The 21,649-nt window shown below is 65.6% G+C and carries 23 protein-coding genes; 8 read left to right on the forward strand and 15 right to left on the reverse strand.

Annotation, left to right across the window (positions count from 1 at the left end):
- Positions 1-69: 69 nt before the first annotated feature.
- The 4 genes from VKM35_RS07955 to VKM35_RS07970 all read left to right on the forward strand — a co-directional run bounded on the left by VKM35_RS07955 (position 70) and on the right by VKM35_RS07970 (position 2,408).
- Positions 70-777 carry an SDR family oxidoreductase gene (locus tag VKM35_RS07955; protein ID WP_324320158.1) on the forward strand — a complete coding sequence of 236 codons (708 nt, stop codon included), beginning with the start codon at positions 70-72 and terminating at the stop codon, positions 775-777.
- Positions 774-1,556, forward strand: a complete 783-nt coding sequence (locus VKM35_RS07960; RefSeq protein WP_324320160.1) for a hypothetical protein — start codon at positions 774-776, stop codon at positions 1,554-1,556. The genes VKM35_RS07955 and VKM35_RS07960 overlap by 4 nt, the downstream gene beginning before the upstream one ends.
- Positions 1,557-1,687: 131 nt before the next feature.
- On the forward strand, positions 1,688-1,945 hold the full coding sequence (locus VKM35_RS07965; protein ID WP_324320162.1) for a hypothetical protein: 258 nt from the start codon (positions 1,688-1,690) through the stop codon (positions 1,943-1,945).
- 7 nt (positions 1,946-1,952) lie between these two features.
- Positions 1,953-2,408: a tRNA (cytidine(34)-2'-O)-methyltransferase gene (locus VKM35_RS07970; RefSeq protein WP_324320165.1), complete on the forward strand. Its 456-nt coding sequence runs from the start codon at positions 1,953-1,955 to the stop codon at positions 2,406-2,408.
- A 29-nt stretch (positions 2,409-2,437) separates the two neighbouring features.
- Here VKM35_RS07970 and VKM35_RS07975 read toward each other — a convergent pair whose 3' ends face one another.
- The 5 genes from VKM35_RS07975 to VKM35_RS07995 form a co-directional block, all read right to left on the reverse strand.
- Positions 2,438-3,463: an NAD(P)H-dependent glycerol-3-phosphate dehydrogenase gene (locus VKM35_RS07975; protein WP_324320167.1), complete on the reverse strand. Its 1,026-nt coding sequence runs from the start codon at positions 3,461-3,463 to the stop codon at positions 2,438-2,440.
- Between the two features lie 15 nt (positions 3,464-3,478).
- Positions 3,479-3,988, reverse strand: a complete 510-nt coding sequence (gene secB, locus VKM35_RS07980; protein ID WP_324320168.1) for a protein-export chaperone SecB — start codon at positions 3,986-3,988, stop codon at positions 3,479-3,481.
- Positions 3,989-4,082: 94 nt separating this feature from the next.
- Positions 4,083-4,520, reverse strand: coding sequence for a rhodanese-like domain-containing protein (locus VKM35_RS07985; RefSeq protein WP_324320170.1), 438 nt, complete (start codon positions 4,518-4,520; stop codon positions 4,083-4,085).
- Between the two features lie 81 nt (positions 4,521-4,601).
- Positions 4,602-5,012 (reverse strand): hypothetical protein, encoded by a 411-nt coding sequence (locus VKM35_RS07990; protein ID WP_324320172.1) that lies wholly within the window; start codon positions 5,010-5,012, stop codon positions 4,602-4,604.
- A gap of 13 nt (positions 5,013-5,025) precedes the next feature.
- Entirely contained in the window at positions 5,026-5,496 is a 471-nt protein-coding gene (locus tag VKM35_RS07995; protein WP_324320174.1) for a YiiD C-terminal domain-containing protein, read from the reverse strand.
- Between the two features lie 39 nt (positions 5,497-5,535).
- Here VKM35_RS07995 and VKM35_RS08000 point away from each other — a divergent pair, with 39 nt between their 5' ends.
- The 3 genes from VKM35_RS08000 to VKM35_RS08010 are packed head-to-tail and all read left to right on the forward strand — an operon-like array spanning position 5,536 to position 8,644.
- Positions 5,536-6,315 carry a uroporphyrinogen-III synthase gene (locus VKM35_RS08000; RefSeq protein WP_324320176.1) on the forward strand — a complete coding sequence of 260 codons (780 nt, stop codon included), beginning with the start codon at positions 5,536-5,538 and terminating at the stop codon, positions 6,313-6,315.
- A 50-nt stretch (positions 6,316-6,365) separates the two neighbouring features.
- Positions 6,366-7,394, forward strand: coding sequence for a uroporphyrinogen-III C-methyltransferase (locus tag VKM35_RS08005; RefSeq protein ID WP_324320179.1), 1,029 nt, complete (start codon positions 6,366-6,368; stop codon positions 7,392-7,394).
- Complete coding sequence (locus VKM35_RS08010; RefSeq protein ID WP_324320181.1) at positions 7,391-8,644, forward strand: heme biosynthesis HemY N-terminal domain-containing protein; 1,254 nt, start codon at positions 7,391-7,393, stop codon at positions 8,642-8,644. Before VKM35_RS08005 ends, VKM35_RS08010 begins: the two co-directional genes overlap by 4 nt.
- An 82-nt stretch (positions 8,645-8,726) precedes the next feature.
- Here the strand turns inward: VKM35_RS08010 and VKM35_RS08015 are convergent, their stop codons facing one another.
- Together VKM35_RS08015 and VKM35_RS08020 are read right to left on the reverse strand one after the other, a co-directional pair.
- Entirely contained in the window at positions 8,727-10,007 is a 1,281-nt protein-coding gene (locus tag VKM35_RS08015) for an acetyl-CoA C-acetyltransferase (protein ID WP_324320183.1), read from the reverse strand.
- The gene (locus VKM35_RS08020; RefSeq protein ID WP_324320185.1) at positions 10,004-10,957 is read right to left on the reverse strand and encodes a class I SAM-dependent methyltransferase; all 954 of its coding nucleotides are present in this window, start codon (positions 10,955-10,957) and stop codon (positions 10,004-10,006) included. Before VKM35_RS08020 ends, VKM35_RS08015 begins: the two co-directional genes overlap by 4 nt.
- 70 nt (positions 10,958-11,027) lie before the next feature.
- Between VKM35_RS08020 and VKM35_RS08025 the strand changes: the two genes are divergently transcribed.
- Positions 11,028-11,903, forward strand: coding sequence for a hypothetical protein (locus VKM35_RS08025; RefSeq protein WP_324320187.1), 876 nt, complete (start codon positions 11,028-11,030; stop codon positions 11,901-11,903).
- Positions 11,904-11,924: 21 nt separating this feature from the next.
- Here VKM35_RS08025 and VKM35_RS08030 read toward each other — a convergent pair whose 3' ends face one another.
- The 8 genes from VKM35_RS08030 to VKM35_RS08065 all read right to left on the reverse strand — a co-directional run.
- On the reverse strand, positions 11,925-13,727 hold the full coding sequence (locus tag VKM35_RS08030) for a sulfatase-like hydrolase/transferase (RefSeq protein WP_324320188.1): 1,803 nt from the start codon (positions 13,725-13,727) through the stop codon (positions 11,925-11,927).
- Between the two features lie 5 nt (positions 13,728-13,732).
- Positions 13,733-14,203, reverse strand: coding sequence for a GNAT family N-acetyltransferase (locus VKM35_RS08035; RefSeq protein ID WP_324320190.1), 471 nt, complete (start codon positions 14,201-14,203; stop codon positions 13,733-13,735).
- Between the two features lie 98 nt (positions 14,204-14,301).
- On the reverse strand, positions 14,302-15,720 hold the full coding sequence (ntrC, locus tag VKM35_RS08040) for a nitrogen regulation protein NR(I) (RefSeq protein WP_324320192.1): 1,419 nt from the start codon (positions 15,718-15,720) through the stop codon (positions 14,302-14,304).
- Positions 15,707-16,756, reverse strand: a complete 1,050-nt coding sequence (locus VKM35_RS08045) for a two-component system sensor histidine kinase NtrB (RefSeq protein WP_324320194.1) — start codon at positions 16,754-16,756, stop codon at positions 15,707-15,709. Before VKM35_RS08045 ends, ntrC begins: the two co-directional genes overlap by 14 nt.
- A gap of 52 nt (positions 16,757-16,808) precedes the next feature.
- On the reverse strand, positions 16,809-17,945 hold the full coding sequence (gene wecB / locus VKM35_RS08050; protein ID WP_324320195.1) for a non-hydrolyzing UDP-N-acetylglucosamine 2-epimerase: 1,137 nt from the start codon (positions 17,943-17,945) through the stop codon (positions 16,809-16,811).
- Positions 17,942-18,994 (reverse strand): class I SAM-dependent methyltransferase, encoded by a 1,053-nt coding sequence (locus tag VKM35_RS08055; RefSeq protein WP_324320205.1) that lies wholly within the window; start codon positions 18,992-18,994, stop codon positions 17,942-17,944. The genes wecB and VKM35_RS08055 overlap by 4 nt, the downstream gene beginning before the upstream one ends.
- Positions 18,963-21,146: a glycosyltransferase gene (locus VKM35_RS08060; protein WP_324320197.1), complete on the reverse strand. Its 2,184-nt coding sequence runs from the start codon at positions 21,144-21,146 to the stop codon at positions 18,963-18,965. The genes VKM35_RS08055 and VKM35_RS08060 overlap by 32 nt, the downstream gene beginning before the upstream one ends.
- Before the next feature lie 50 nt (positions 21,147-21,196).
- The coding region (locus VKM35_RS08065; protein ID WP_324320199.1) for a 2OG-Fe(II) oxygenase at positions 21,197-21,649 on the reverse strand (453 nt) is incomplete at its 5' end.

Here is a 21,649-nt window from a genome sequence, read left to right on the forward strand (position 1 = left end):
TGACGCGGGTCGCGCATCCTAGCCCAGCCTTGACGGTGCTTACACTAGGCCTGAAGGCATAGTCCCGTGATGATCTCGTCCCTGCCCCGTCGCAGTCTGGTCACCGGCGCCGGCCGCGGTCTCGGCCTGGAGTTCGTGCGCCAGCTGCTGCGTGGGGGCGATACCGTCGTCGCCGCTTCCCGGCAGACGACGCCGGCGCTGGCCGAATTGCAGGTGCTGCACGGCGAGGCTTTGCAGATCGTCGCGCTGGACGTCGGCGATTTCGATCGCCTGCCGGAATTCGCGTATGCGGTCGGCCAACGCATCGAGGCGCTGGACCTGCTGATCAACAATGCCGGCGTGCTGGTGCCGGGCGAGCGCTTCGGCCAGCTGCACGCCAGCGCGCTGGAGACTTCATTGCGCATCAACACGATCGCGCCACTGCTGCTGACGCAGGCGCTGACTGCGCTGCTCACGCATGGTCACGCGCCACTGGTGGCCAACATCAGCTCGACGCTGGGATCTATCGCCAGCACGCATCAATTCCACACGCCCAGTTACGCGATCAGCAAGGCCGGCCTGAACATGGCCGGCGTGATGATGGCGCAGGCGCTGATCGAGCCCGGCATCCGCGTGGTGAATCTGCATCCGGGTTGGGTGCGTACAGAGATGGGTGGGCCGCAGGCCAACCTGGAACCCGAGGAAGCAGTGCACGCGATGCTGGCCACCCTGAAACGACTGCCGATCGAAACCACCGGCGTATTTCTCGACCGCCACGGCGAGCCGCTGCCGTGGTGAGGTCGCGCTGGTGGCTGGCCGCGTCGTCGAGTTTATTTTTACTGACGCCGGCGATCGCGAGCGCCGGGCTGACCTTCGAGGAAGGCATCGCCAGCAATCCCGACTCCCACGCCGAGCTGTACCGCGAACAGCATTGGCTGCGCAGCGACGGTGACCACCCGACCGAGCGCCTGGTGCTTTATCGCTGCCCGGACGGCACCTTGTTCGGGCGCAAGCAGGTCGACTACCGGCAGTCGGCAACGGCGCCCGCCTTCCATTTCGAAGACAGCCGCAGCGGCTATCGCGAAGGCCTGCGCCAAGGCGCGACGCCGACGGTGTTCGTGCGCAGCAGTAGCGGCGCTCCGGAAAAATCCGCTGCGCTTTCGCCGCAGCAGTTGGTGGTCGATGCCGGCTTCGACGAATTCATCCGCGAGCACTGGCAGCCGCTGCTGGCCGGACGCGCGGTACCGCTGGATTTCGCCGTCCCCGCACGACTCGAAAGCATCGGCTTCACCGTGCGCCGGATCGGCCAGTTGCAGATCGCCGGCGAGCCGGCATGGATTTTCCGCCTGCAGCTCGGCGGCCTGCTGGGTTGGCTGGTGCCGCATATCGACGTCTTCTATGGTCAGGCTAGCCGGCGCCTGCTGCGTTTCGAAGGTCTGAGCAATCTGCGCGACGACCAGGGCGATGCGCAGCTGACGACACGCATCGATTTCGCCAGCCCGCCGCGCGCGGCGGCCGAGGCGCAATGGCAGGCGGGCCTGCAGGCGCCGCTGTCCGCTTGCAAAACCGGACAGTGAGGCGGACGGCTGGACGCATAAGCGGACACCCGGACATGCTTTGCCGCCACGTATCTACATGATTTTCAATAACTTGTTGCATGGCACGGTTCCTGCTGTATGGCTGTCATCCCAGCCAACGGTGAACGACCATGTCGCTTTCCACGCAACTCTCCCGCGGTGCCCTCGCCCTGCCATTGCTGGCCGCGTTCGCACTACTGGCCCTGACCTCACCGCCGGCCGCTTCGGCAGACCAGCTGCCGACGACCGTCACTGCCGTGACCGTGATCGCCCAGGCCCGGCATTCCTGCGAGCTGGTCGAGCACCGGTTCATGACCCTGCGTCTGGCCGCCGCGCCGGCCGACCTGGGCAATCTGTCGGCGCGATGGGGCCGGGCCTGCCGGGCATAATGGCCGGATGCTGCATGTCCTGCTGTTCGAGCCCGAAATCCCGCCCAATACCGGCAACATCATCCGTCTGTGCGCCAACACCGGCGCGCAGCTGCATCTGATCGAACCGCTGGGTTTCTCGCTGGACGACGCGAAGCTGCGCCGCGCCGGCCTCGACTACCACGAGTTTGCCGAGATCCGGCGCCACCCCAACCTCGAAACCTGCCTGGCAACGCTGGCACCGTCGCGACTGTTCGCTTTCTCCACGCGCGGCCGGCAGCGCTACGACACGGTGCAATACCAGGCGGGCGATGCCTTCCTGTTCGGCCCGGAATCGCGCGGCCTGCCGGAGCCAGTGCTCGCGGCCCTGCCTGAAAACCATCGCCTGACTCTGCCGATGCGGCCCGGGCAGCGCAGCCTCAATCTGTCCAATACCGTCGCGATCGCGGTTTTCGAGGCTTGGCGGCAGCTGCAATTCGCCTGATCGGCCCGCGAACACTGCAGCGCAGCGCGCTACTCGAACAAGCCGTCGGGATATTCGGGTTTCTGCTCGCGCGCGAGCAGGCGTTGCAGGCCTTCGCGCGGAGTGATCTTTTCATGCAGCACGGCGTGCACCAGCGCGCTGATCGGCAACTCGAGGCCGTGGCGATCGCCCAGGCGCATCACTTCATCCGAGGTCTGCACCGATTCCACCACCTGGCCAATTTCGGCAACGGCTTCCTGCAGTGATTGCCCTCGCCCCAAGGCCAGGCCCAGGCGGCGATTGCGCGACAGGTCGCCGGTGCAGGTCAGCACCAGATCGCCGAGTCCGGCGAGACCCATCAGCGTTTCCGCACGGCCGCCAAGCGCGACATTCAAGCGCAGCATTTCATTGAGACCACGGGTGATCAGACCGGCGCGCGCGTTCAAACCCAGCGCCATGCCGTCGGCGATGCCGGTGGCAACGGCGAGTACATTCTTCATCGCGCCGCCGAGTTCGGCCCCGAGCATGTCGTTGCCGGTGTAGGCGCGGAATGCCGGGCCATGCAATGCGTTGGCGACGGTCTGCGCGAATGCCTCGTCGTCCGAATGCACGGTGACGGCGGTGGGCAAACCCTGCGCGACTTCCTTGGCGAAAGAAGGCCCGGTGACCACGGCAAGCGGCACGCCGGTGCCGAGGATTTCTTCGGCAACCTCATGCAAAAAACGACCGGAGCCCGGCTCGAAACCCTTGGTCGCCCAAGCCACGCCGGCGGCCGGCCGGCGATGCGGCGCGAGCGCGCGCAGGGTTTCGGTAAAGGCATGGCTGGGCGTGACCACCAGCAACAGATCGGCCGACGCGACGGCGGCGGCAAGATCGGTGGTGGCACGCAGAGATTCGGTCAGCGGCACGCCCGGCAGGTAGCGCGGGTTTTCGTGCCGTTGATCGATCGCGGCGATCTGCTCGGCATTGCGCCCCCAGATCACCGTCGGATATTCATGACGGGCGAGCAGGGTGGCGAGCGCGGTTCCCCAGGAACCGGCGCCCAATACCGCGATGGCAGGTTTGGCGGTGCTCATGGCCCCGCTAGCCGATCAGGCGTTGCCGCCCTCGGCCAGGGCAACCGGGCCCTGACCCTGCTCGGAGCGACGACGCAGGCCTTCGGCGTACAGGCCTTCGAAATTGATCGGCTGCAAGTAGAACGGCGGGAAACCACCGCTGACGATCAGCTCGCTGACCGACTGGCGCACGTACGGGAACAACACGTTCGGGCAGTAGGTGCCAAGCATCATGTCCAGCGTGCGCTCGTCGAAACCGGCCAGACCGAACACGCCGGCCTGCTGCACTTCGGCGAGGTACACGGTCTTCTCGGCGAGGGTGCAGGTCAGGGTGACGCCGAGCACGACTTCGAACATTTCCTCGCCGATGCGGGCAACCTTCTGGTTGAGGTTCATGTTCAGCTGCGGCTGACCCTGCTCGCTGAAGATCTGCGGGGCGTTCGGCGCCTCGAAGGACACGTCCTTGAGGTAGATCTTCTCGACGGTGAACTGGGCCTGCTGCGCAGCGGCATCGGCGCCGGCAACGGGCGTGGTCTGGTCGGTCATGGGGAAACTCCGGAAGTCTTGCGATAAGGGGAAACAACGATTATTGCATGGCGTCCAAGGCCGACCAAATCAATGGCCGGCACGCCAGAAGGACTCAGCCTTTGCCCTTGATCAGTGGCAGGTCGGCCTGTTGCCACGCGGCGACGCCGCCGTCGAGCCAATACACCTTCTGGAAGCCAGCCTTCACCAGCCGCTTGGCCGCGTCCGAAGAAGCAACGCCATTGCGGCAGGTGACAGCCACTGGCAGTTCCTTGGCCTTGGCCAGCAGCTTGTTCTCGGGGTCGAACTGGCTGACCAGCACATTGCGTGCGCCGGCGATGTGGCCTTTCTCGAAATCCGCCGCCGGGCTGACATCCACCAGCAAGGCGTTCTCGCGATTGATCAGGGCGGTCAGCGCGGCGGGATTGACCGACTTGTAACCCACCATCAGGCGGCTGAGCTCGGTGTAGATCAGCGCCAGGGTCAGGCCGAGCAGGGCGAACGAAAGAAACGAATTGGCGCTGGCGAAGGCCAGCAGGGAAGCCAGGGTCATGGGGGTGGGACTCGATGGGTAATGCCGGCCGGCATTATCGGCGTCGGGGTCGCCGCCGCCAAGCGCGCCAAAACGGAGGCGCTACTGGTTGTCGAAATTCGGCAGGCCGCTCATCAGCCACCAATGCTTGCCGGCCTCGTCCCAGCGCCAGGTCTGGTGATCGAGAATCGTGCGCTCGGCCTGCGTGTTCTTGCCGATCAGGCGGATCTCGACGACCTGATCGATGATGCCGGGCTGCGAATCATCGCGGCTCTTGACCTCGTAACCGGTGACCTGGATCTGCTTGAAGCGCTCGCGCTCCAGATCGGTCAACGGTTTTTCGATACGCACGGCCGGATCGACGAAGGCCCAGGCCTGGTCGAATTCACTCCAGCGGATCGCGCCGTTGTAATCGAAGAACACCTTGTCGGGACTGTTCTTGACGTTGCCGCTGCCGCAGGCAACGAGCAGCAGGAGCAGGGCAGGGGCGACGAAGCGGGCGAGTGCGTTCATGACCCCATTATGCCTATTGGCCGCCATTTGTCTGCGGCATGATCGCAAACCGCGCCTGCAGGCTGGCGACCAGGCGGCCATCCGCCGATCGCACCAACGCGCCCAGGGCCAACCGGGCACGGCCGCGACTGCGGAAACAATGCAGGGCCGCGTCCCAATCGCCGCCGTCGCTGAGCGTGGCCTCGGCGCGCAGATCGTCGTAAAGCGGCGCGAGATACCGGACCTGGCTGTCGGCGACGTAGACCTCGGCGTCGAGACCGGCGCGCTTGAGCTTGAGCGTCAGCAGCCCCCAACCGGCGAGCGTCATCACACTCGCGAGGCTGCCGCCGAAAGCACAGCCCTTGTCGTTGAGATTGGCGGTCAGCGGCGCATGCAAAGCCAGCAGGTCGCCATCGAAACGTTCGGCGCGGATCCGCATCGCGGCAGCCGGTGGCATCGCGTCGAAATACCTATCGAGCGCGCTGAGTTCTGTCATCGCTGTCATTGCGTGGCCTTGTCGGTGGGCTTGTGCCAAGCTCGCCGCATGCCGCGCGCGAAAACTGCAACGTCCCTGCACAAATGGTACGTCATTTCATTGCGTCCGAAGGATGGTCACGCCGTACTGCGCCGTGTGGCGCATCGTCTTGGTGCGCGCGTGTTCGCAGTGTCTACGATGCGCATCGAAACGATGGATGCAGGTCGCCAATTGCAGGCCGCGCTGCGCACCGACATCGTGCTGACAACCAGTCCCAGTGCGGCGCGCAGCGCGTCGGCGCAGCATTTATTGAAGGCGCGGCGCGGACAACGCTGGCTCGCGATCGGCACGGGAACCGCGACTGTACTCAGGCGCATGGGCATCGCCGATGTGCATACGCCCGAGCATGGTTTCGATTCCGAATCGCTGCTCGCGCATCCCTGGCTCGCGACGCCGAAAGGTTTGCGCATCGGTGTGCTCACTGCACCTGCAGGGCGTGATCTGATCGCGACGACACTGCGTGCTCGTGGCGCGGAAATATTTCGCGCCGATGTCTATCGTCGCGTCGCGATGACGCCGTCGCCGCGACGCCTGCGCCAGCTGCGCGCATTGCCGGAAACCGCCGCGCTGCTGGTCAGCAGTGGCGAGGCCTTGACGACGCTCTGGCAGGCGCTGGCCGACGACGACCGCCACGCGCTTCTGCGCCGACCCTGCGTGGTCAGCAGCGCGCGGTTGGCGGCGCAGGTCGAGGCGCTCGGATGGCCGTCACCGATCATCGCGGCGAGCGCCTTGCCCGCCGACCTGCTGGCGGCGCTCGCCGCGCATGTGGGCCGCGGTCGCTTCCGGTAGCATTTGCGCAACGCCGCGCCGGCCCTCGCCCTTCCCCCATGAGCGATCCCTTGTCCGAATCCTCTGTTGCCGCCGCACCGCGCCGCATGCGCGGCACTCTCTGGTTGCTGCTGGCCATCGCCCTGCTGGTCGCTGCTGTCGTCGCCTGGCGTGCGTGGTCAGGCGCCGATGCCGACAAGGCCACACCCAGCGATGCGGTCGATCTCAGTCCGGAAGCCCTCGATTCGCGCCTGCTGCAGAACGAGGCGGCAGTCACTTCGATGCGCCACGCGCAGGAAACCATCAACCAGCGCCTCACCGATACCAGCGCGCGCACTGGCCTGTTGCGCGATGAAGTTCTCGGCGTCACGCAACGTTCGGCATTGATCGAAGACAGCGTCCGCGAGTTGTCGAGCACACGCAACGAAGGCGTCGCCTCGCTGCGCATGGACGAAGCCGAACTGCTGCTGACGATGGCGCAGGAACGCCTGCTGCTCGCCAACGATCTGCCCGGCGCGATCCGCGCCACCGAACTCGCCGACGGCGTGCTTTCGTCGCTGCGCGATCCGGCGATGCTCAATCTGCGGCAAACGCTGGCGCAGGAATTGAGCGCGCTGCGTGCAATGCCGAAAAATCCGCAGGCGATCGCCGCCGGCGAACTCGATGCCCTCGAAGCCGTGCTGCCGCAGATATCCGCCGCCGGTCCGGCCAATCATGTCGTTGCCAGCACTGCGCCGTCCGGCTCAGGTCTACAGCGATTGCTCGATGCGCTGGTGCAGGTGCGCCCCAGCGGCGAACAGGATCTGCTCTCGCCTGCCGACCGCAGCGCCGGCGAAGCCGCGCTCTCGCTGGAAATCGCGCTGGCACGCACCGCGCTCGATCGTCGCGACCAGGCCGCGTTCCGCCTTTCGCTCAAGCGCATGGACAGCTGGCTGCGGCGCCTGTATGCCGACGGCGCGCTGCTGCGCGATCGCCGCGAGCGCCTGCGCCGGCTCGCGCTGCTGCCGCTGTCCACGACATTGCCGGTAGCCGGCACCACACTGGAGCAACTGCGCTCGCTCGAACGCAGTCGCCAGCACGCGGACAGCGCGGCGCCATGAGTTTCTATCGCACTTTGTTGTGGTGGCTGGCGCTCGCCGCGCTGGGCGCACTGGCTTGGGAATTTCTCACGCCCGATCTCGGCGAAGTGGTGATCCGCTGGCATGGCTACACCGCGCGCACTACCGTCGCATTCGCGCTGCTTGCCTGGGGTTTGCTGAGCTTCTCGCTGTGGGCGCTGTGGACACTCGCGCGCCTGCCCTTCATCGCCTGGCGCGACCACGCCAAACGCCAGGGGCGCAATCGCCTGATCAACGGCTTGATCGCCCTGCATGAAGGCCGTCACCAGCGCGCGGAAAATCTGCTCGCGAAAGCCGCCGAAGATACCGACGCGCGCAGCGTCGCGCGTCTGGCCGCGCGCGAGGCGGCACTGCGCCGCGGCGATCTGCTCGCCGCCGCCACGCAACAATCGGAACTCGCGAAATTCGATGCGCCCGCCGCCACGCTCAACACCGCCGAGGCTCTGCTCGCGCAGGGAAAAGCCGGCGAAGCACTGGATGTGCTGCAGCCAATTCTCGACAACCGCAGCCTGCCGCCACGCGGTCTGCTGCTGCGTGGCGAGGCGCTGTGCAACGACCAGCGCGCGATCGAAGCGGTCGCGATGCTCGACGGCTTGCGCAGCGGCCAGAATCTTTCCGTCGACGCCCTGGCGACACTGGAGCGACGCTGGCAAAACGCCGCCCTGCAGCAGTCGCCCGACGCCGATGAATTGCATCGCCGCTGGCAACAGTTGCCGGCGCGTTTGCAGGAACAGCCGGAACTCGTCACGACTTATGCGCAGCGTGCCGGCGCGTTGGGTCTCGAAGCGGAAGCAGCGACGACGCTGACCGATGCGCTGGATCGGCAATGGCAGGACGGACTGATCGAACAGTTGGCCTTGCTCCCCGCCGCGCGCGACGATCAGCGCCTGGCGCATGCCGAACGCTGGCTGGCGCAGCAACCGACCAATGCCGCGCTGTCGCTCGCGCTTGCCCGCCTGTATCGCCGACAGCAACTCTGGGGCAAGGCCGATGATTTCCTGCATCGCGCGATCGCCCAAGGCGGCGGTGCGGCAGCATGGGAAGAGCTCGGCCATCTGCATACCGCGCAGAATCAACCCGAAGCTGCGCAAACCAGTTACGCCAACGCCCTGCGCCTAAGCCGCGGCGAACCGGCGATCGGATTGGGCGGCCGCAGCCTGCGCGAACAGATCGCTGCCGAAGCCGTCGGCGAAGAACGCAACGAGTTCGGCGTGCCGCAAGCACGGCGCTGATCATCGGTGTTGTAGGAGCCAGCTTGCTGGCGACATTGTTCAAATCGCCAGCAAGCTGGCTCCTACACCTGCGTCACGGCAATCAGCGCTCGATGATCGCCGTCACGCCCATGCCGCCGGCGGTGCAAACCGAAATCAGCGCGCGGCCGCTGCCTTTTTCCTTGAGCAGTTTCGCTGCCGTCGCAACGATGCGCGCGCCGGTGGCGGCGAATGGATGACCGAGCGCCAGCGACGAACCAACCACGTTGAGCTTGCTGCGATCGATCGTGCCCAGCGGTTGGTCGAGGCCGAGGCGGTCCTTGCAGAATTCCGCCGACTCCCAGGCCTTGAGCGTGCACAGCACCTGCGCCGCGAACGCTTCGTGGATCTCGTAGAAATCGAAATCCTGCAGCGTGAGTCCATTGCGCTTGAGCATCTGCGGCACGGCCCAGGCCGGCGCCATCAGCAGGCCTTCGCCGCCGACGAAATCCACCGCCGCGACCTGCGCGTCGACGAAATACGCCAGCACTTCCTTGCCATGCGCCTGCGCCCAATCTTCCGAAGCCAGCAGCACCGCCGACGCGCCATCGGTGAGCGGCGTCGAATTGCCCGCGGTCAGCGTGCCCTGGCCCGAGGTCTTGTCGAAGGCCGGCTTGAGCGTCGCGAGTTTTTCCACGGTGGTATCGGCACGCAGGATGTTGTCGCGCTTGAGACCACGGAACGGCGCGACGAGGTCGTCGTAAAACCCGCGCTCGTAGGCCGCTGCGGCTTTCTTGTGCGATTCGAACGCGAGCTGGTCCTGTGCCTCGCGCGGAATCTGCCAGGTCTTGGCCATCATCTCGCAGTGCTCGCCCATCGACTTCCCGGTGCGCGGCTCGCCGACGCCGGGAAACTCCGGTCTCAGTTCGGAGAAAGAAAAGCCCTTGAGGAAAGCGCCGACGCGCGCGCCGAAACTCTTGGCCATGTTGGCGTTGAGCAGACGCCGGCGCAGTTTCTTGTTGACCGCGATCGGCACGTCCGAGGTGGTGTCGGAACCACCGCCGATGCCGGCGTCAATCTGGCCAAGGGCGATCTTGTTGGCGACCGTGATCACGGTGTCGAGACTGGTGCCGCAGGCGCGCTGGATGGTGACGCCCGGCGTCAATGGCGACAGGCCCGAGGACAGCGTTGCTTCGCGCGCGAGATTGAAATCGGAGGAGTGCTTGAGCACCGCACCCATCGCGACCTCGCCGAGGATTTCGCCCTGCAGACCGAATTTTTCCACCAGCGCGCCGAGTGCGACGGTGGACAGACCGAGGTTGCCGACGTCGAAATACGCGGTGTTGTTCTTGACGAAGGGGATGCGGACGCCGCCAAGGATGGCGACACGACGGGCAGTGCTCATGCGGTGATCTCCAGGTCGAGCTCGGCGGGCACGGGGCCCCATTGTTCGGTGCGCAGGGCCCAAAGCCCACGCAAGTAGGCGCGATACATGCGCGTCACCAATTCCGTCTGCGCTGCTGCCGCCAGTTTCGCCTGCAGCGCATGCGGCGGCTGGCGATCGATTTCGGCATCGAGCAGACCGTCGAAATATTCCGTCCACTTCGGTTCGTAGGCGATCGTCGCGGCCTGCGCGCGGCAACGCGCGCTTTCGCGTTCGGCAGCAGCGGCATCGCCATCGGGCTTGCGCACCACCATCTGCACCCAGGGCGAATCCGCCTGCGCATGCACGATCTCGAGACCGGCGTGACGCACATAGGTTGCGACTTCCTCGGGAATGCAGAACTGGTTGCGCGCGACGTTCTTGCGCGTGTTCGCCGGTGTGATCGCCGCCTGCGCGACTTCGAGATCGAAGCGACGCCAGCCGACCGGATGCGCGAAATTCCAGTGATCGAAATAAAACAGCCCGCCCGGCACTAGCACGCGCGCGACATCGCGCAGATAGAGTAGGAAATCTTCCTTGTCCATGTGGATGAACACCGCGACGCAGTAGCCCTTATCCACGCTGGCGTCGGCGAGCGGCGTCAGTCGCGATTCGGTGAGCACATCCAGTTGCACGCCATCGATGCCGGCGAGGCGATCGCGGGCGACGGCGAGCATGTTCTCGGCGATGTCCAGGCCATGCCAGTGCGAAAAATGTCCAGCGAGTTCGCGACCGATGCGGCCAACGCCACAGCCGAGTTCGAACACGCGATCGCCGGCTCGCAGCGCAAGGGCGGCAGCGACCTGTCGCGCCGAATAGGCGCCGGTGAGCTGCAGCGTGGTTTCGTTCTGGCTGCCGTCGACAGCCGCGATCGCACCGGCCGGGGAAGCCGCGCGCTCGTTCCAGAAAGACTTGTAGTCGAGATAATCCATGAGGTCGCTGACGAGCCGCAGCGAGGCGGGAAGGCTATGATTGGATGATAACCGCTTTCTTTTAGAGCCCATGCCCGACACCGCCCTTTCCTTCCTCGGCGCGCTCGCCATCGAAATGGTGCCCGGCACGATGGCCGCGCAGCCGCATTCGGAAACGGAAGCTGCAGGCGCGCTGGCGCAGTTGATCGCCCGCGACCTGGCCAAGCTCACCCCCTCGGCGAGCGCACTCGACCTGATCGTCGCCGCGGCGCTGTTCGATCCGGTCGAACTGCTGCGTCCGCGCTATCCCGTGCATGCCGAACTCGAACGCCTGCTTGCGCTCGCGCCCGGCGCCAACGGTGGGCGCGTCATCGCGCTGGGTGCGAGCAATGGCGCTTTGCCCGTCGGCCTCAATCCCGATCCGGCCTTCGCCAACGGTCCGATGCGCCTGCTGCCGTTCGTGCTGCGCGGCGATGCCGGCGCGGTATCGTCGACCGGCTCGCATCTCGAGGAAGTGCTGCTCGATATCGGCATGGCCGGTGCCGATACCGCACTGCTCGCGCAGAGCACCTTCGCCGCCAGCATCGAACACGCTCGCTATCTGAGCGTCAACGATCTCGCCGCGATGATCGCGATGCAGTACGACCATGTCGGCCTCGGCGCGGTTTGGCCGCTGATCGAAACGGCCTTGTTCGCGCCCGACCAGGAACACTGGCTGGACGCGCCGCCGGAACCGCTGCTGCGCGTCTCCGCCGGTGAAGCGCATATCGCCCTGCTCGATTGCGAAGCCTGGGCGCAGGGCGGCTTCACCACGCTGGACAACGATGATGCGCGTTTGTCGCGCGCCTTCGATCGCTTCCAGATGCGCCAGCGGCAGATCGCCGCGCTGCTCGAAGCGCACGGCATTCCCGTCACCTTCGACTACTGCCCGACTGGCGCGGACGCACGCGCGCTGTTACGCGGCTGAGCGCACTCTGTCGCTACAAACTCACGGCCGATAACCGAACTCGACCATGCGCGACATGCGCTCGCGATTGACCTGCGTGCGCAGGCGATCGGCCTCGGCGGAATCCGCCGGCGCCTGCCGCCAATGCGTTGCGTCGCCATCGAGCAGCAGGCGGTAGTCGCTATCGCCGGCGAGCACCGAGACCTCGTTACGCCGCATCGGGTCGGTATGCACGACATATTTCGCCGGCTGCGGCGGTCCGCCGAAAAAAAGTCCCTGCCAATCGTTGCGGCAGGCGCGGTCGCCGATCAAATAACGCAGCGACGGAATCAGGTCGGTCTGCTGCAGGTGTTGCGGCGATTCGCCCAGCGGCAGGCCGGTCCTGCCCAGCGCGAGCGCGACCACGTGCGCCGATGCCGACGCGCCGAGCACGCGCTGCTCGGCGGGACGGATCGGCGTCATCGCACGATGGTCGCCAACAATCAGCAATAGTCCGTCGCGAAAAAAACCGCGCGCCGCGAGTACGCTCGCCAGATGCGCGAGTTGCCGGTCCACTTCGCGGACGCTCGCCGTTTCGTCCATGCGGCCGCTGTTGGCGAGCAGGAAAGGCGGATGCGTGCCCACCGTCAACACCGTCGCCATGAACGGGCCCGGCCGGCGTTCGTGCGCATGCCACTGCAAAAAACGTTCGACCAGCGCGCCATCTTCGGGCGCATCAAACGCCCCCTGCGGCATGCCGGCATAGAACGGCTGCTCGCTGCCCTCGGCATGTTCGATGCCGAGCTTTTGCAGCCAGCCGCCACGATTGCCGAGCGTGATCAGGCCGCTGGTGAAGAAGGCGGTCTGGTAACCCTGGCCGCGCAACCAGCGATGAAAATCGCCCTGCGTCTGCGTGAAAGCCATGGTCGTCCCGAAACTTCCCGCGGTCGGGATCGGCACATAGCCGGTGAGCAGGGAAATCAATCCGCCTTCGGTGGAATAGCCGTTGGCGTAGAAGTGGCTGAAGTAACTGCCGCCGCGTGCCAGCTGGTCGAGTTGCGGCGTGTCGTCGTTGAGTCCGGAAAACAGTTTGCTGTGATAAGCCGACAGCGATTCGACCACGACGAGAACCACTGATGTTTTCTGCGCGCGACCGGTTTCGCATTGCAGCGCTGGCGGCGGTTGCGCCAGCGTCTGGCGATGGAATTCGGTGCTGTAGGCGCGACCCGGATCGATCTCGTGATTGACCTGCCAAAGATTCTGGTAGGCCTGCATGTTGATGTAGGGCAGCGGCGGAAACAGCCAGCCTGCCGCGACTGCGAGCGCGGCGATGACACTCCAGAACAACATGCGGCGGCGGCTGTTTGCGGCACTGATGATCGCTGCCGCCGCGGCGAACGCCGCGATCAGGATTGTCAGCAGCAGCACCCAACCCTGCCAGCGCGTCAGCAGCGGCCGGAACACCGAAAACATCGCAGCGCCATCGCCGGCAAAATGCAGGACATCGATCCACAGCAGACGCTGCGTTAGCAAGCGGAACACCACGATGTCGACGCCGTAGGCGATCACCGCGATCGCCACCGTCAACGCCAACAGTCTCCGCAACGGACGATTGCGCAGCCATTGCGACAGCACCAGCAATACCGGCAGCACGGCGAACAACCATGCGTCGTCGACCCAGACTGTCGTATCCAGGCAGTGCGGGCAGGCGGTGTATTGTCCGAACGCCGCGTTGACCAGATGCGCGCGGTATCCCGACAACGCCGCCAGAGCCAGCAGTGCCAGCAGCGCCCAGACATCGGCGGCGCGCAGGCCAAAAAAACTTCTCGCTTCCTGCTTCGAAGCAGCGTCGCCGGTCAATGCCATCCGCTTCAACGCTCGCTGCGGTGAATCGCGAATTCGTACATGCGGTAGCCCGGGTCCGCCATGCCGAGGAATTCGTAGGTGCGTTGCGCATTGACGTTTTCGCGCTCGACGTACAGGCGCAGCCCGCAAACCTCCGGCGCAGCTTTCGCCAACTCCACGACATGCGAATGCAGCGCGCGATAGGCGCCCTTGCGACGATGCTGTTCGGGCACGTAGACGCTCTGGATCCACCACCACCAGGCATTGCGCCAATCGCTCCATTCGGGCGTGAGCATCAGCGTGCCGATCGGCTCGCCGGATTGTTCGGCCATGAAATAGCGTGCGCGCATCGGATCGGCGAGCCCGGTCTCGATGCCGCGCGTGACCATGGCGAGATCGAGGCGCTTGTGCTCGGTCTCGTAGGCCATGGCCTCGGCCCAGCGCGCCATCAGCGAAATGTCGTTTTCGCGGGCGGGACGGATCACGATGTTGGTCATGGCTTCCTCGATGCCGGCAGTGGCTGTTTGAAACGATGCGGGAGGGATCGGTGCGCCGGAAAATCGGCGCCGCTTTCGGCAAAAGAAAACTGTCGCTGCTAGGTTTTCCGCGTACGCACCGAGCCGAGCTTGCGCGTCAGTGTATTGCGGCCCAGGCCCAGACGCTCGGCGGCCTGCTGCCGGTGGCCGCCGGTGTGCTCAAGTGCGGCTTCCAGCAACACCTGGTCGAAGCGCGCGCGCAGGCCAGCATGCAGTCCGGTCTCGCCGCGCGCCAGCGCCGCCGCCACCGCTTCGGTCAACGACTGCGTCCAGTCGGCGCTGCGGCTGCCGGCCTCCGTGCGCAACGCGGTTTTCAGATCGCGCAGGCTGATGGTGTCGCCGGCGGCGAGCGCGGTCAGACGCCAGCAGAGATTTTCCAGCTCGCGCACGTTGCCCGGCCAGTCGTGTTGTTCCAGGCGCTTGAGCGCGTCGGCGTGGAAATGTTTCGGCGGCGTCGCCAGCTTGTTCGCCGCGACAGCGAGAAAGCGCTGCGCCAGCCCGGCGATGTCGGCCTTGCGCTCGCGCAGCGGCGGCACGCGCAGGCGCACGACGTCGAGGCGATGCAGCAGGTCGGCGCGAAAGCGACCATCCTCGACCAGCGCCTCCAATGGTTGATGGGTCGCGGCGATCACGCGCACGTCGACGCGGATCAATTCGCGGCCGCCGACACGGAAGAACTCGCCCTCGGCCAACACACGCAGCAGCCGCGTCTGCAACACCGCTGGCATGTCGCCGATCTCGTCGAGGAACAACGTGCCGCCGTTGGCTTGTTCGAAGCGTCCAACCTGGCGCTTGTGCGCACCGGTGAACGCACCGGCCTCGTGGCCGAACAATTCGCTTTCGAGCAGCTCGGCGGGAATCGCGGCGGTATTGAGCGCGATAAAGGGTTTGCCCGCGCGCGGCGATTCGCGATGCAGCGCGCGTGCGACCAGCTCCTTGCCGGTGCCGGTTTCGCCGGTGACCAGCACGCCCAGCGGCGCCTGCGCGAGCCGGCCGATGGCGCGGAACAGTTCGCGCATCGTCGCGGTGTCGCCGATCAATTCCGGTGCATCGCCGGCCTCGATCGTCGTCACGACCGCCGCGACCGCTGCTTCCTGCGGCAGCGCGCGCGCCGCGAGCGCGACGGCTTCGTCGAGATCGAAAGGCTTGGACAGAAATTCATGCGCGCCGCCGCGAAATGCACCGGCTGTGCTCGCGATATCGGTGTACGCCGACATCACCACCACGGCCAATTCCGGCGCGCGTGTCTTTAGCGTGTCGAGAAAGGCGAGGCCGTCGATGCCGGGCATGCGCACATCGGTGAAGACGAGATCGGGTGCGCCGCCGGCAGCGAGCGCAGCGAGCGCCGCCTGCGCGCCGTCGAACGACTGCACGCGATAGCCAGCCTCGCGCAGGGCTTCGGTCAGCACGAAGCGTACGGCGCGGTCGTCATCGACCACCCAGATCCGCGCTGCGCCGCCGCGTTCAACGTTCGCCATCTTCGACCTCCTCTTCCAGCGGCACCGGCAACAACAGCGTGAACACCGTGTGGCCCGGGCGCGAGCGATAGCTCAGCGATCCGCCGTGTTCGCGCGCTACCTGCTGCGCCAGCGGCAGGCCCAGACCGGTGCCTTCGGCGCGGCCGGAAACCAATGGCAGGAAAATTCTTTCGGCCAGATCCTCGGGCACGCCGCGGCCGTCATCGGCGATTTCCACGCGCACCGCGAGGCGATGCGGTGCGTCGCCGATCAGCACGTGATGCTCGGCGCGCGTTCGCAGCGACACCGTGCCGGCGCCGGATTGCAGCGCGTTGCGCACCAGATTCCACAACGACTGCGCGAGTCGATCGGCATCGCCGGCGATATCGGGCAGGCTGGGGTCGTAGTCGCGCACGAGTTTCACCGACCAGCCCGCCTCGGCATCGGCGAGCTGGCGCACGCGCTCGAGCACGGCGTGGATGTTGATGATGGAAAATTCCTGCGGCGGCGCCGGATTCATCAGGCGATCGACCAGCGTGGTGAGACGATCGACTTCGGCGCCGATCAGTTCGAGCAATTCCAGCGCGTCCTCGCCCTCCACGCGCCGCGCCAGCAGTTGCGCCGCGCCCTTGAGACCGGCGAGCGGATTACGGATTTCGTGCGCGAGGCCTTTGAGCGCCGCCGACAAAGCGGCGGGCAACGCCGTCGCCGGATCCTCGCCGGGAAATTCGTCGGCCGGATGCGCCTCGATGCGAACGCCGCCGGCCTCATCGCGCGCGAGCCAGAGCTCGGCGAAATGTTCGGCGCCGCCCGGAAATGCCAATCGCGCACGATGCACGCGCACTGCGTTGCCGTGATCGGGAAACCGCTCCAGCAACGCCGAAAGCCGGCCGACCTCGACATCGAGCTCGTTGATCGTCAGCCCCTGCAAGCGCCGGACACTGACCCCCAACCAGCTCGCAAACGCCGCGTTGCAGCCCGCCATCCGCCCGCCCGCGTCCAGCCAAGCCACGGGCGTGGCGAGTTGGTCGAGGGCAGGGATCACCGGGTCGGTCATTGCACCATGATAGGGCAAGGGGCGGAGCGGTGGGCGCCGCCCCGCCCACGCTTTATCCGGGCAGCACGCTACCCAAAGACCGTTTTTCCCGCTGGAAATGCGCGCGCAGGACGGCAACGATCCGCGCCGCCGCGCGGCCATCGCCGTATGGGGAAACGCCGCGCGCCATCCGCGCATACGCGGCGGGATCATCGAGCAACGACTGCGCGGCTGCGACGATGGCATCGTGATCGGTTCCCACCAGCTTCGCGACACCTTCGCGGATCACCTCCGGCCGCTCGGTCCCGCGACGGAGCACCAGTACGGGCTTGCCCAGCGCGGGCGCTTCTTCCTGCACGCCGCCGGAATCGCTGAGGATCAGGTAGGCGCGTTTCATCGTCGCGACGAAGGTCGCGTAATCGAGGGGCTCGCACAGCGAGATGCGCGGATGCGAACCGAGCAGCGCGTGCGCCACGTGCTTCACGTTCGGGTTCGGATGTACCGGAAAAACCACCCGCAGGTCGGCATTGGCATCGACCAGGGACAGCACGGCACGGCAGATGCGTTCGAACGGTTCGCCGAAATTCTCGCGTCGGTGCGCCGTCACCAGCAGCAGGCGCTGGTCGGCGGCCAGCGCGAACGGCAGGTCGCCATGTCGTTCCGGGAGGCTGGTCAGCGCGTCGATGCCGGTATTGCCGGTGACGAAGATATCGGCATCGGCGATCCCTTCGGCCAGCAGGTTCGCGCGGGCATCGGGCGTTGGTGCGAAATGCCATTTCGCCAGCTTGCCTGCGATCACGCGATTGAGTTCTTCAGGAAAAGGATTGCCCAGATCGCCCGTGCGCAGGCCGGCTTCGACGTGGCCGAAAGGAATGCCCTGGTAGAAACAGGCCAGCGCAATCGCCATCACCGTGGTGGTGTCGCCCTGCGCCAGCACCGCATCCGGCCGCTCCTTGCCCAGCACATCGTCGAACGCGTGCAGCAATCGCGCCGTCAGACTGGTCAGGGACTGGCCGTCGCGCATGATGTCGAGATCCACGTCGGGCCGGATGGCGAAGGCATGCAATACCTGATCGAGCATCTGCCGGTGCTGCGCGGTCGCGACCACGCGGCAGTCGATCTGGTCGTCCTTTTGCAAGGCAAGAATCACCGGCGCCATCTTGATGGCCTCCGGTCGTGTGCCGAAGACGACGAGCACCCTCGCCGTCATGACGGCACTCCTGCCGATGTTCCGGCTCTGGCGGCGACCACCACGAAGTCGCTGGCAAGGCTTCCCGATTCGATCAGGCCGTCTTCGATATCGAAAAGCATGCGCAGCACCCGCATCGATTCCGGATCATCCTGGCGGAAATTCCCGGCGATGCCGTGCAGCACGAATTGCAACAGCGTGCCGCCACAGGGATTGCTGGTTTCGATGTCGAAGAAGTCACCGACCACTTTCATGATCTCCGACGAACGCACCGCCTCCGACGGATCAACGCGCCTGACTTCGAGCGGATCCGGCAGCGGTACGTTGTCCTGGATCGTGCCCGCCGAGCCGGCCACAAACGAATATCGGAACCGCGGCGGTATCAATGCGAACGCATGGCGGATGGCTTCGCGCTGCGCCGGTTCGAAATCGAAACAACTGGCGCCTACGTATTCGTTGAAAAACAACCAGCCGCCTGGCTTGAGCGCGGCGCGCACCCGTGCGCAGACCGCCTCGAGCTCGCGGATGTGATGCAGCGAGCCATTGAACCAGATGGCATCGTAGCGGCCTTGCGGCAGGTCGACCGCTTCCACGTCCATGAGCTGGTAGTGGATATTGCCTGCGCCCGACGCCGCCGCCTCTCTTTTCGCCACGTCCAGCGCGGCTGGCGCGATGTCGATGGCGTCGCAGTGTTCGAACGCGTTGAGCTGGAACAGCTCGCGCTCCAGTGCGCCGCTGCCGCAGCCGATGCTCAACATGTGTTCCACCGGCGCATCGGCACGCAGGAATTGTGCGAGGCAGTATTTCACCCATCCGCCGTAGCCGGTATCTGCGCAAGCGCGGCGACGATGGCGTTCCTGCACGGCCGGCACGGCGAGCCAATAGACCTGCGGTGAAAACGCATCCGACCCGGCCATGTTTTCCGACCAGTGCGCGGCCGTGACCTGTTTCGCTTCAGCCGTCGTCGGCATCGACGCCGCTTCCGTCTTGCCGGTCCGCCACCTCAGTATCTTGTCGAGCACCGCCCACCTCGCCTGATCAATGATCCGTGTGCGCATCGCGCAGCACATGCGGCGTCCAATCGCCCCATTTGCTTTCGAAATAAGCCTGGTTGCGATCCCAGAGCGCCTGATAGGCGCCGCTGGCGACGAGTTTCTTGAAAGACGCCTGACCATGATGATGGACGAAGGCATCTTCGGCACAGACAGTGCGCAGGCCGAGATCCTGGATGCGGCGGCTGTAGTCGTCATCCTCGAACATGCCGATGCCGAACGCTTCATCCAGAAGACCGACGCGATCGACCACCTCGCGCCGCATCGCCACGCAGAACATCGCCAGCATCCGGATATCGAAAATCCTGCCGCGGTGCCGGGCCATGCGCCGGTCGGCGAACACTTCCATCTGCGCCATGTCTTTGTAGGTCACCGGAACCCTGGCCTCATTGCCGACCGAATTGGTGACCGGCCCGACCAGTCCAATCGATGGATCGGCGAGGTGGCGCAACAAGGGATCGACCCAACCTTTCGGCACTACCGTGTCGTTGTTGAGCAGCACGAAATAATCGCCGCTGGCGATCGCCAGCCCCTGGTTGTTGGCGGCGGCGAAGCCGCGATTGTCGTCGTTGAGGATGATCCTGACATTGTCGTGGCCGCGGGAAAAATAGCGCAGATAATTACGGGTATCGTCGCTGGACGCGTTGTCGACGATGATCACTTCGTAGTTCGGGTACGTGGTGTTGCGCAGAATGCTGTCCAGGCAATCCCGGGTCAGCTCGACGTTGTTATAGGTCACGACGATGACCGACACCTTCGGGTGCAGTTCGACCAGCGCGTCGCGGGTCACTTCGAATCGCGCCTGCCAGTCGTTGCTGCGGGCAAGCGCCACGCGTTTGCCGACGGCCGTCAGGTCGTTCTCGGCGAGCGCTGCGGCGATCCTGGCGATGAACTCGTCGGCACCGGTCGCGAACTCGACGTACTCGGCATAGATCTGCATCTCTTCGAGCGGAACCGACACCACCGGTTTGCCGGCGCTCACGAATTCGTAGAACTTCACCGGATCCACGGCATGGGTGACGTTGTAGAGCCGGAACGGAATCAGGCAGACATCGAAGTGATAGAGGTACAGCGGCATTTCTTCGTAGGGCTTGCGGCCGAGCAAATGGACGTTGGCGAGTCGATCGAGTCCGGCGAGATCGTTGACGAAGATGTCGCCGACGAGCACGAAATTCCAATCCGGTCGACGCGCCGCGATCGCGGCGATCAAGGGCAGATCGACCCATTCCGCCAGCGCGCCGTAAAAACCGATGATCGGATGCGCGATGCCGGCGAGCAGCGTGCTCGGTACGCCATGGCGCGCGAAGAAATCGAAGTCCACGGCATTCCTCACCAACAGGCAGCGGGCACTGCGCGCCGACCATTTGCGTTGCAGGACGGCGGCCGTCACTGTCACCAGATCGGCGCTGGCGACCAGTGCTTCTTCGGTGCGCAACAGCGCCGGACCGAAATTCGGAAAGTCGACCCAGTCGTCCATGCAGTCGTACTGGATGCGCCAACCATGCCTGTCTCTGAGAGCCTCGACCAAGGGCGTCCAAAACGGCAGGTGCACCACCGACACCGCAGTCTTGATGCGCTGGTCGGCGACGAGGGCATCGAGCGCGTCGACGTAGGCGAGCACATTTTCGCGGTTCGCCGCCTGCCGATAAAAATCCGCCGCCGCCCGCGCCTGCAGCGCGACCTCGAAAACGCCGGGGTAAACCTCGTGCATCTGATACGGGCGACCGGCGGGCGGCTGCCGCGATGCCACGACATAGAAAACGCGGTAGCCATGCCGTGCGAACTGGCTCATCAATTGCTGCGGCCGCTGGAAGCGCGCCGCCCAATCGATATTGGCGAAGCAGACGATGTCCAGGCGCCCTTCGGCCACGGGCGCCGCGATCGGTCGCGATATCGGCTGCACCACCGGCGCGATGGCCGGGACCGCGCCCGCGATCGTCGTGCGTTGCCAAGGATGGCGCAGCAGCGCCCGCCAGCGCTGCCGATCTTCCCAGGACAATCCGCGGCGAAACACATTCGCCAACCAGCGCAAGGGCTTGGTCAGTCGCCATGAGCGGGTCTTGTGCAGCCGGTCCAGTTCCGCGAGCGCGATATCGCGCTCGGCGATGGCGAAGTCACGCGCGGCGATCAGGGCTTCGCGTTCGGACGCTGGCGAATCGACATCGCTCACGACCGGCGCTCCGGAATTCGGACGGCGCACGTCATGGTTGTGCACGGACATCAGCCGCGTACCCGGAAATCATGCAGCAGCGTCGTATCGCCATCCGGCCACATCGAACTCGCGGAGCCGGGGCGATAGAAGGTGGCGGTCAGGCTGCGGCGCGACGAGGCGCTGCGCTCGACCACGCGCGACACCGCATGCCAGGAGTCGTCCGAGCGCACCAGCACCGCGGAATTGCCGACGACCGGCTCGATTTCGGCAACGATGCTGGCGGGATCTGCGGAGCGCAGAATACCCAGGCAGCCACCGTCGTCGCGACGCCACGATGGATTGAAATAAAGAATATGCGTGGCCAACTTGTCAGGCAGGTCCGGATGCGGCCCGAGGCAGGCACCGGGCCCGTAGTGGAAAACATTCACCTCCATCGGCACCGTCCGCAGGTCCAGACCCGTGAGCGTGGACATCGCCTCGCGATAAGCGCGCGAACGCAGATCCTGCGCCAGGCGCCGCCA

The organism is Arenimonas sp. (genome assembly GCF_035312645.1).
Taxonomy (GTDB): Bacteria; Pseudomonadota; Gammaproteobacteria; order Xanthomonadales; family Xanthomonadaceae; genus Arenimonas.

What these genes read in the sequence shown, in the direction of transcription:
- VKM35_RS07990 (WP_324320172.1), bottom strand. Translation starts at nt 5,012, where the DNA reads ATGAACGCACTCGCCCGCTTCGTCGCCCCTGCCCTGCTCCTGCTGCTC.
- VKM35_RS07970 (WP_324320165.1), top strand. Translation starts at nt 1,953, where the DNA reads ATGCTGCATGTCCTGCTGTTCGAGCCCGAAATCCCGCCCAATACCGGC.
- VKM35_RS08000 (WP_324320176.1), top strand. Translation starts at nt 5,536, where the DNA reads ATGCCGCGCGCGAAAACTGCAACGTCCCTGCACAAATGGTACGTCATT.
- VKM35_RS08010 (WP_324320181.1), top strand. Translation starts at nt 7,391, where the DNA reads ATGAGTTTCTATCGCACTTTGTTGTGGTGGCTGGCGCTCGCCGCGCTG.
- VKM35_RS08035 (WP_324320190.1), bottom strand. Translation starts at nt 14,203, where the DNA reads ATGACCAACATCGTGATCCGTCCCGCCCGCGAAAACGACATTTCGCTG.
- wecB (WP_324320195.1), bottom strand. Translation starts at nt 17,945, where the DNA reads ATGACGGCGAGGGTGCTCGTCGTCTTCGGCACACGACCGGAGGCCATC.
- VKM35_RS08020 (WP_324320185.1), bottom strand. Translation starts at nt 10,957, where the DNA reads ATGGATTATCTCGACTACAAGTCTTTCTGGAACGAGCGCGCGGCTTCC.
- VKM35_RS07965 (WP_324320162.1), top strand. Translation starts at nt 1,688, where the DNA reads ATGTCGCTTTCCACGCAACTCTCCCGCGGTGCCCTCGCCCTGCCATTG.
- VKM35_RS08025 (WP_324320187.1), top strand. Translation starts at nt 11,028, where the DNA reads ATGCCCGACACCGCCCTTTCCTTCCTCGGCGCGCTCGCCATCGAAATG.
- VKM35_RS07995 (WP_324320174.1), bottom strand. Translation starts at nt 5,496, where the DNA reads ATGACAGCGATGACAGAACTCAGCGCGCTCGATAGGTATTTCGACGCG.
- VKM35_RS08030 (WP_324320188.1), bottom strand. Translation starts at nt 13,727, where the DNA reads ATGGCATTGACCGGCGACGCTGCTTCGAAGCAGGAAGCGAGAAGTTTT.
- VKM35_RS08015 (WP_324320183.1), bottom strand. Translation starts at nt 10,007, where the DNA reads ATGAGCACTGCCCGTCGTGTCGCCATCCTTGGCGGCGTCCGCATCCCC.
- VKM35_RS07985 (WP_324320170.1), bottom strand. Translation starts at nt 4,520, where the DNA reads ATGACCCTGGCTTCCCTGCTGGCCTTCGCCAGCGCCAATTCGTTTCTT.
- secB (WP_324320168.1), bottom strand. Translation starts at nt 3,988, where the DNA reads ATGACCGACCAGACCACGCCCGTTGCCGGCGCCGATGCCGCTGCGCAG.
- VKM35_RS08055 (WP_324320205.1), bottom strand. Translation starts at nt 18,994, where the DNA reads ATGTGCTGCGCGATGCGCACACGGATCATTGATCAGGCGAGGTGGGCG.
- VKM35_RS07975 (WP_324320167.1), bottom strand. Translation starts at nt 3,463, where the DNA reads ATGAGCACCGCCAAACCTGCCATCGCGGTATTGGGCGCCGGTTCCTGG.
- VKM35_RS07955 (WP_324320158.1), top strand. Translation starts at nt 70, where the DNA reads ATGATCTCGTCCCTGCCCCGTCGCAGTCTGGTCACCGGCGCCGGCCGC.
- ntrC (WP_324320192.1), bottom strand. Translation starts at nt 15,720, where the DNA reads ATGGCGAACGTTGAACGCGGCGGCGCAGCGCGGATCTGGGTGGTCGAT.
- VKM35_RS08045 (WP_324320194.1), bottom strand. Translation starts at nt 16,756, where the DNA reads ATGACCGACCCGGTGATCCCTGCCCTCGACCAACTCGCCACGCCCGTG.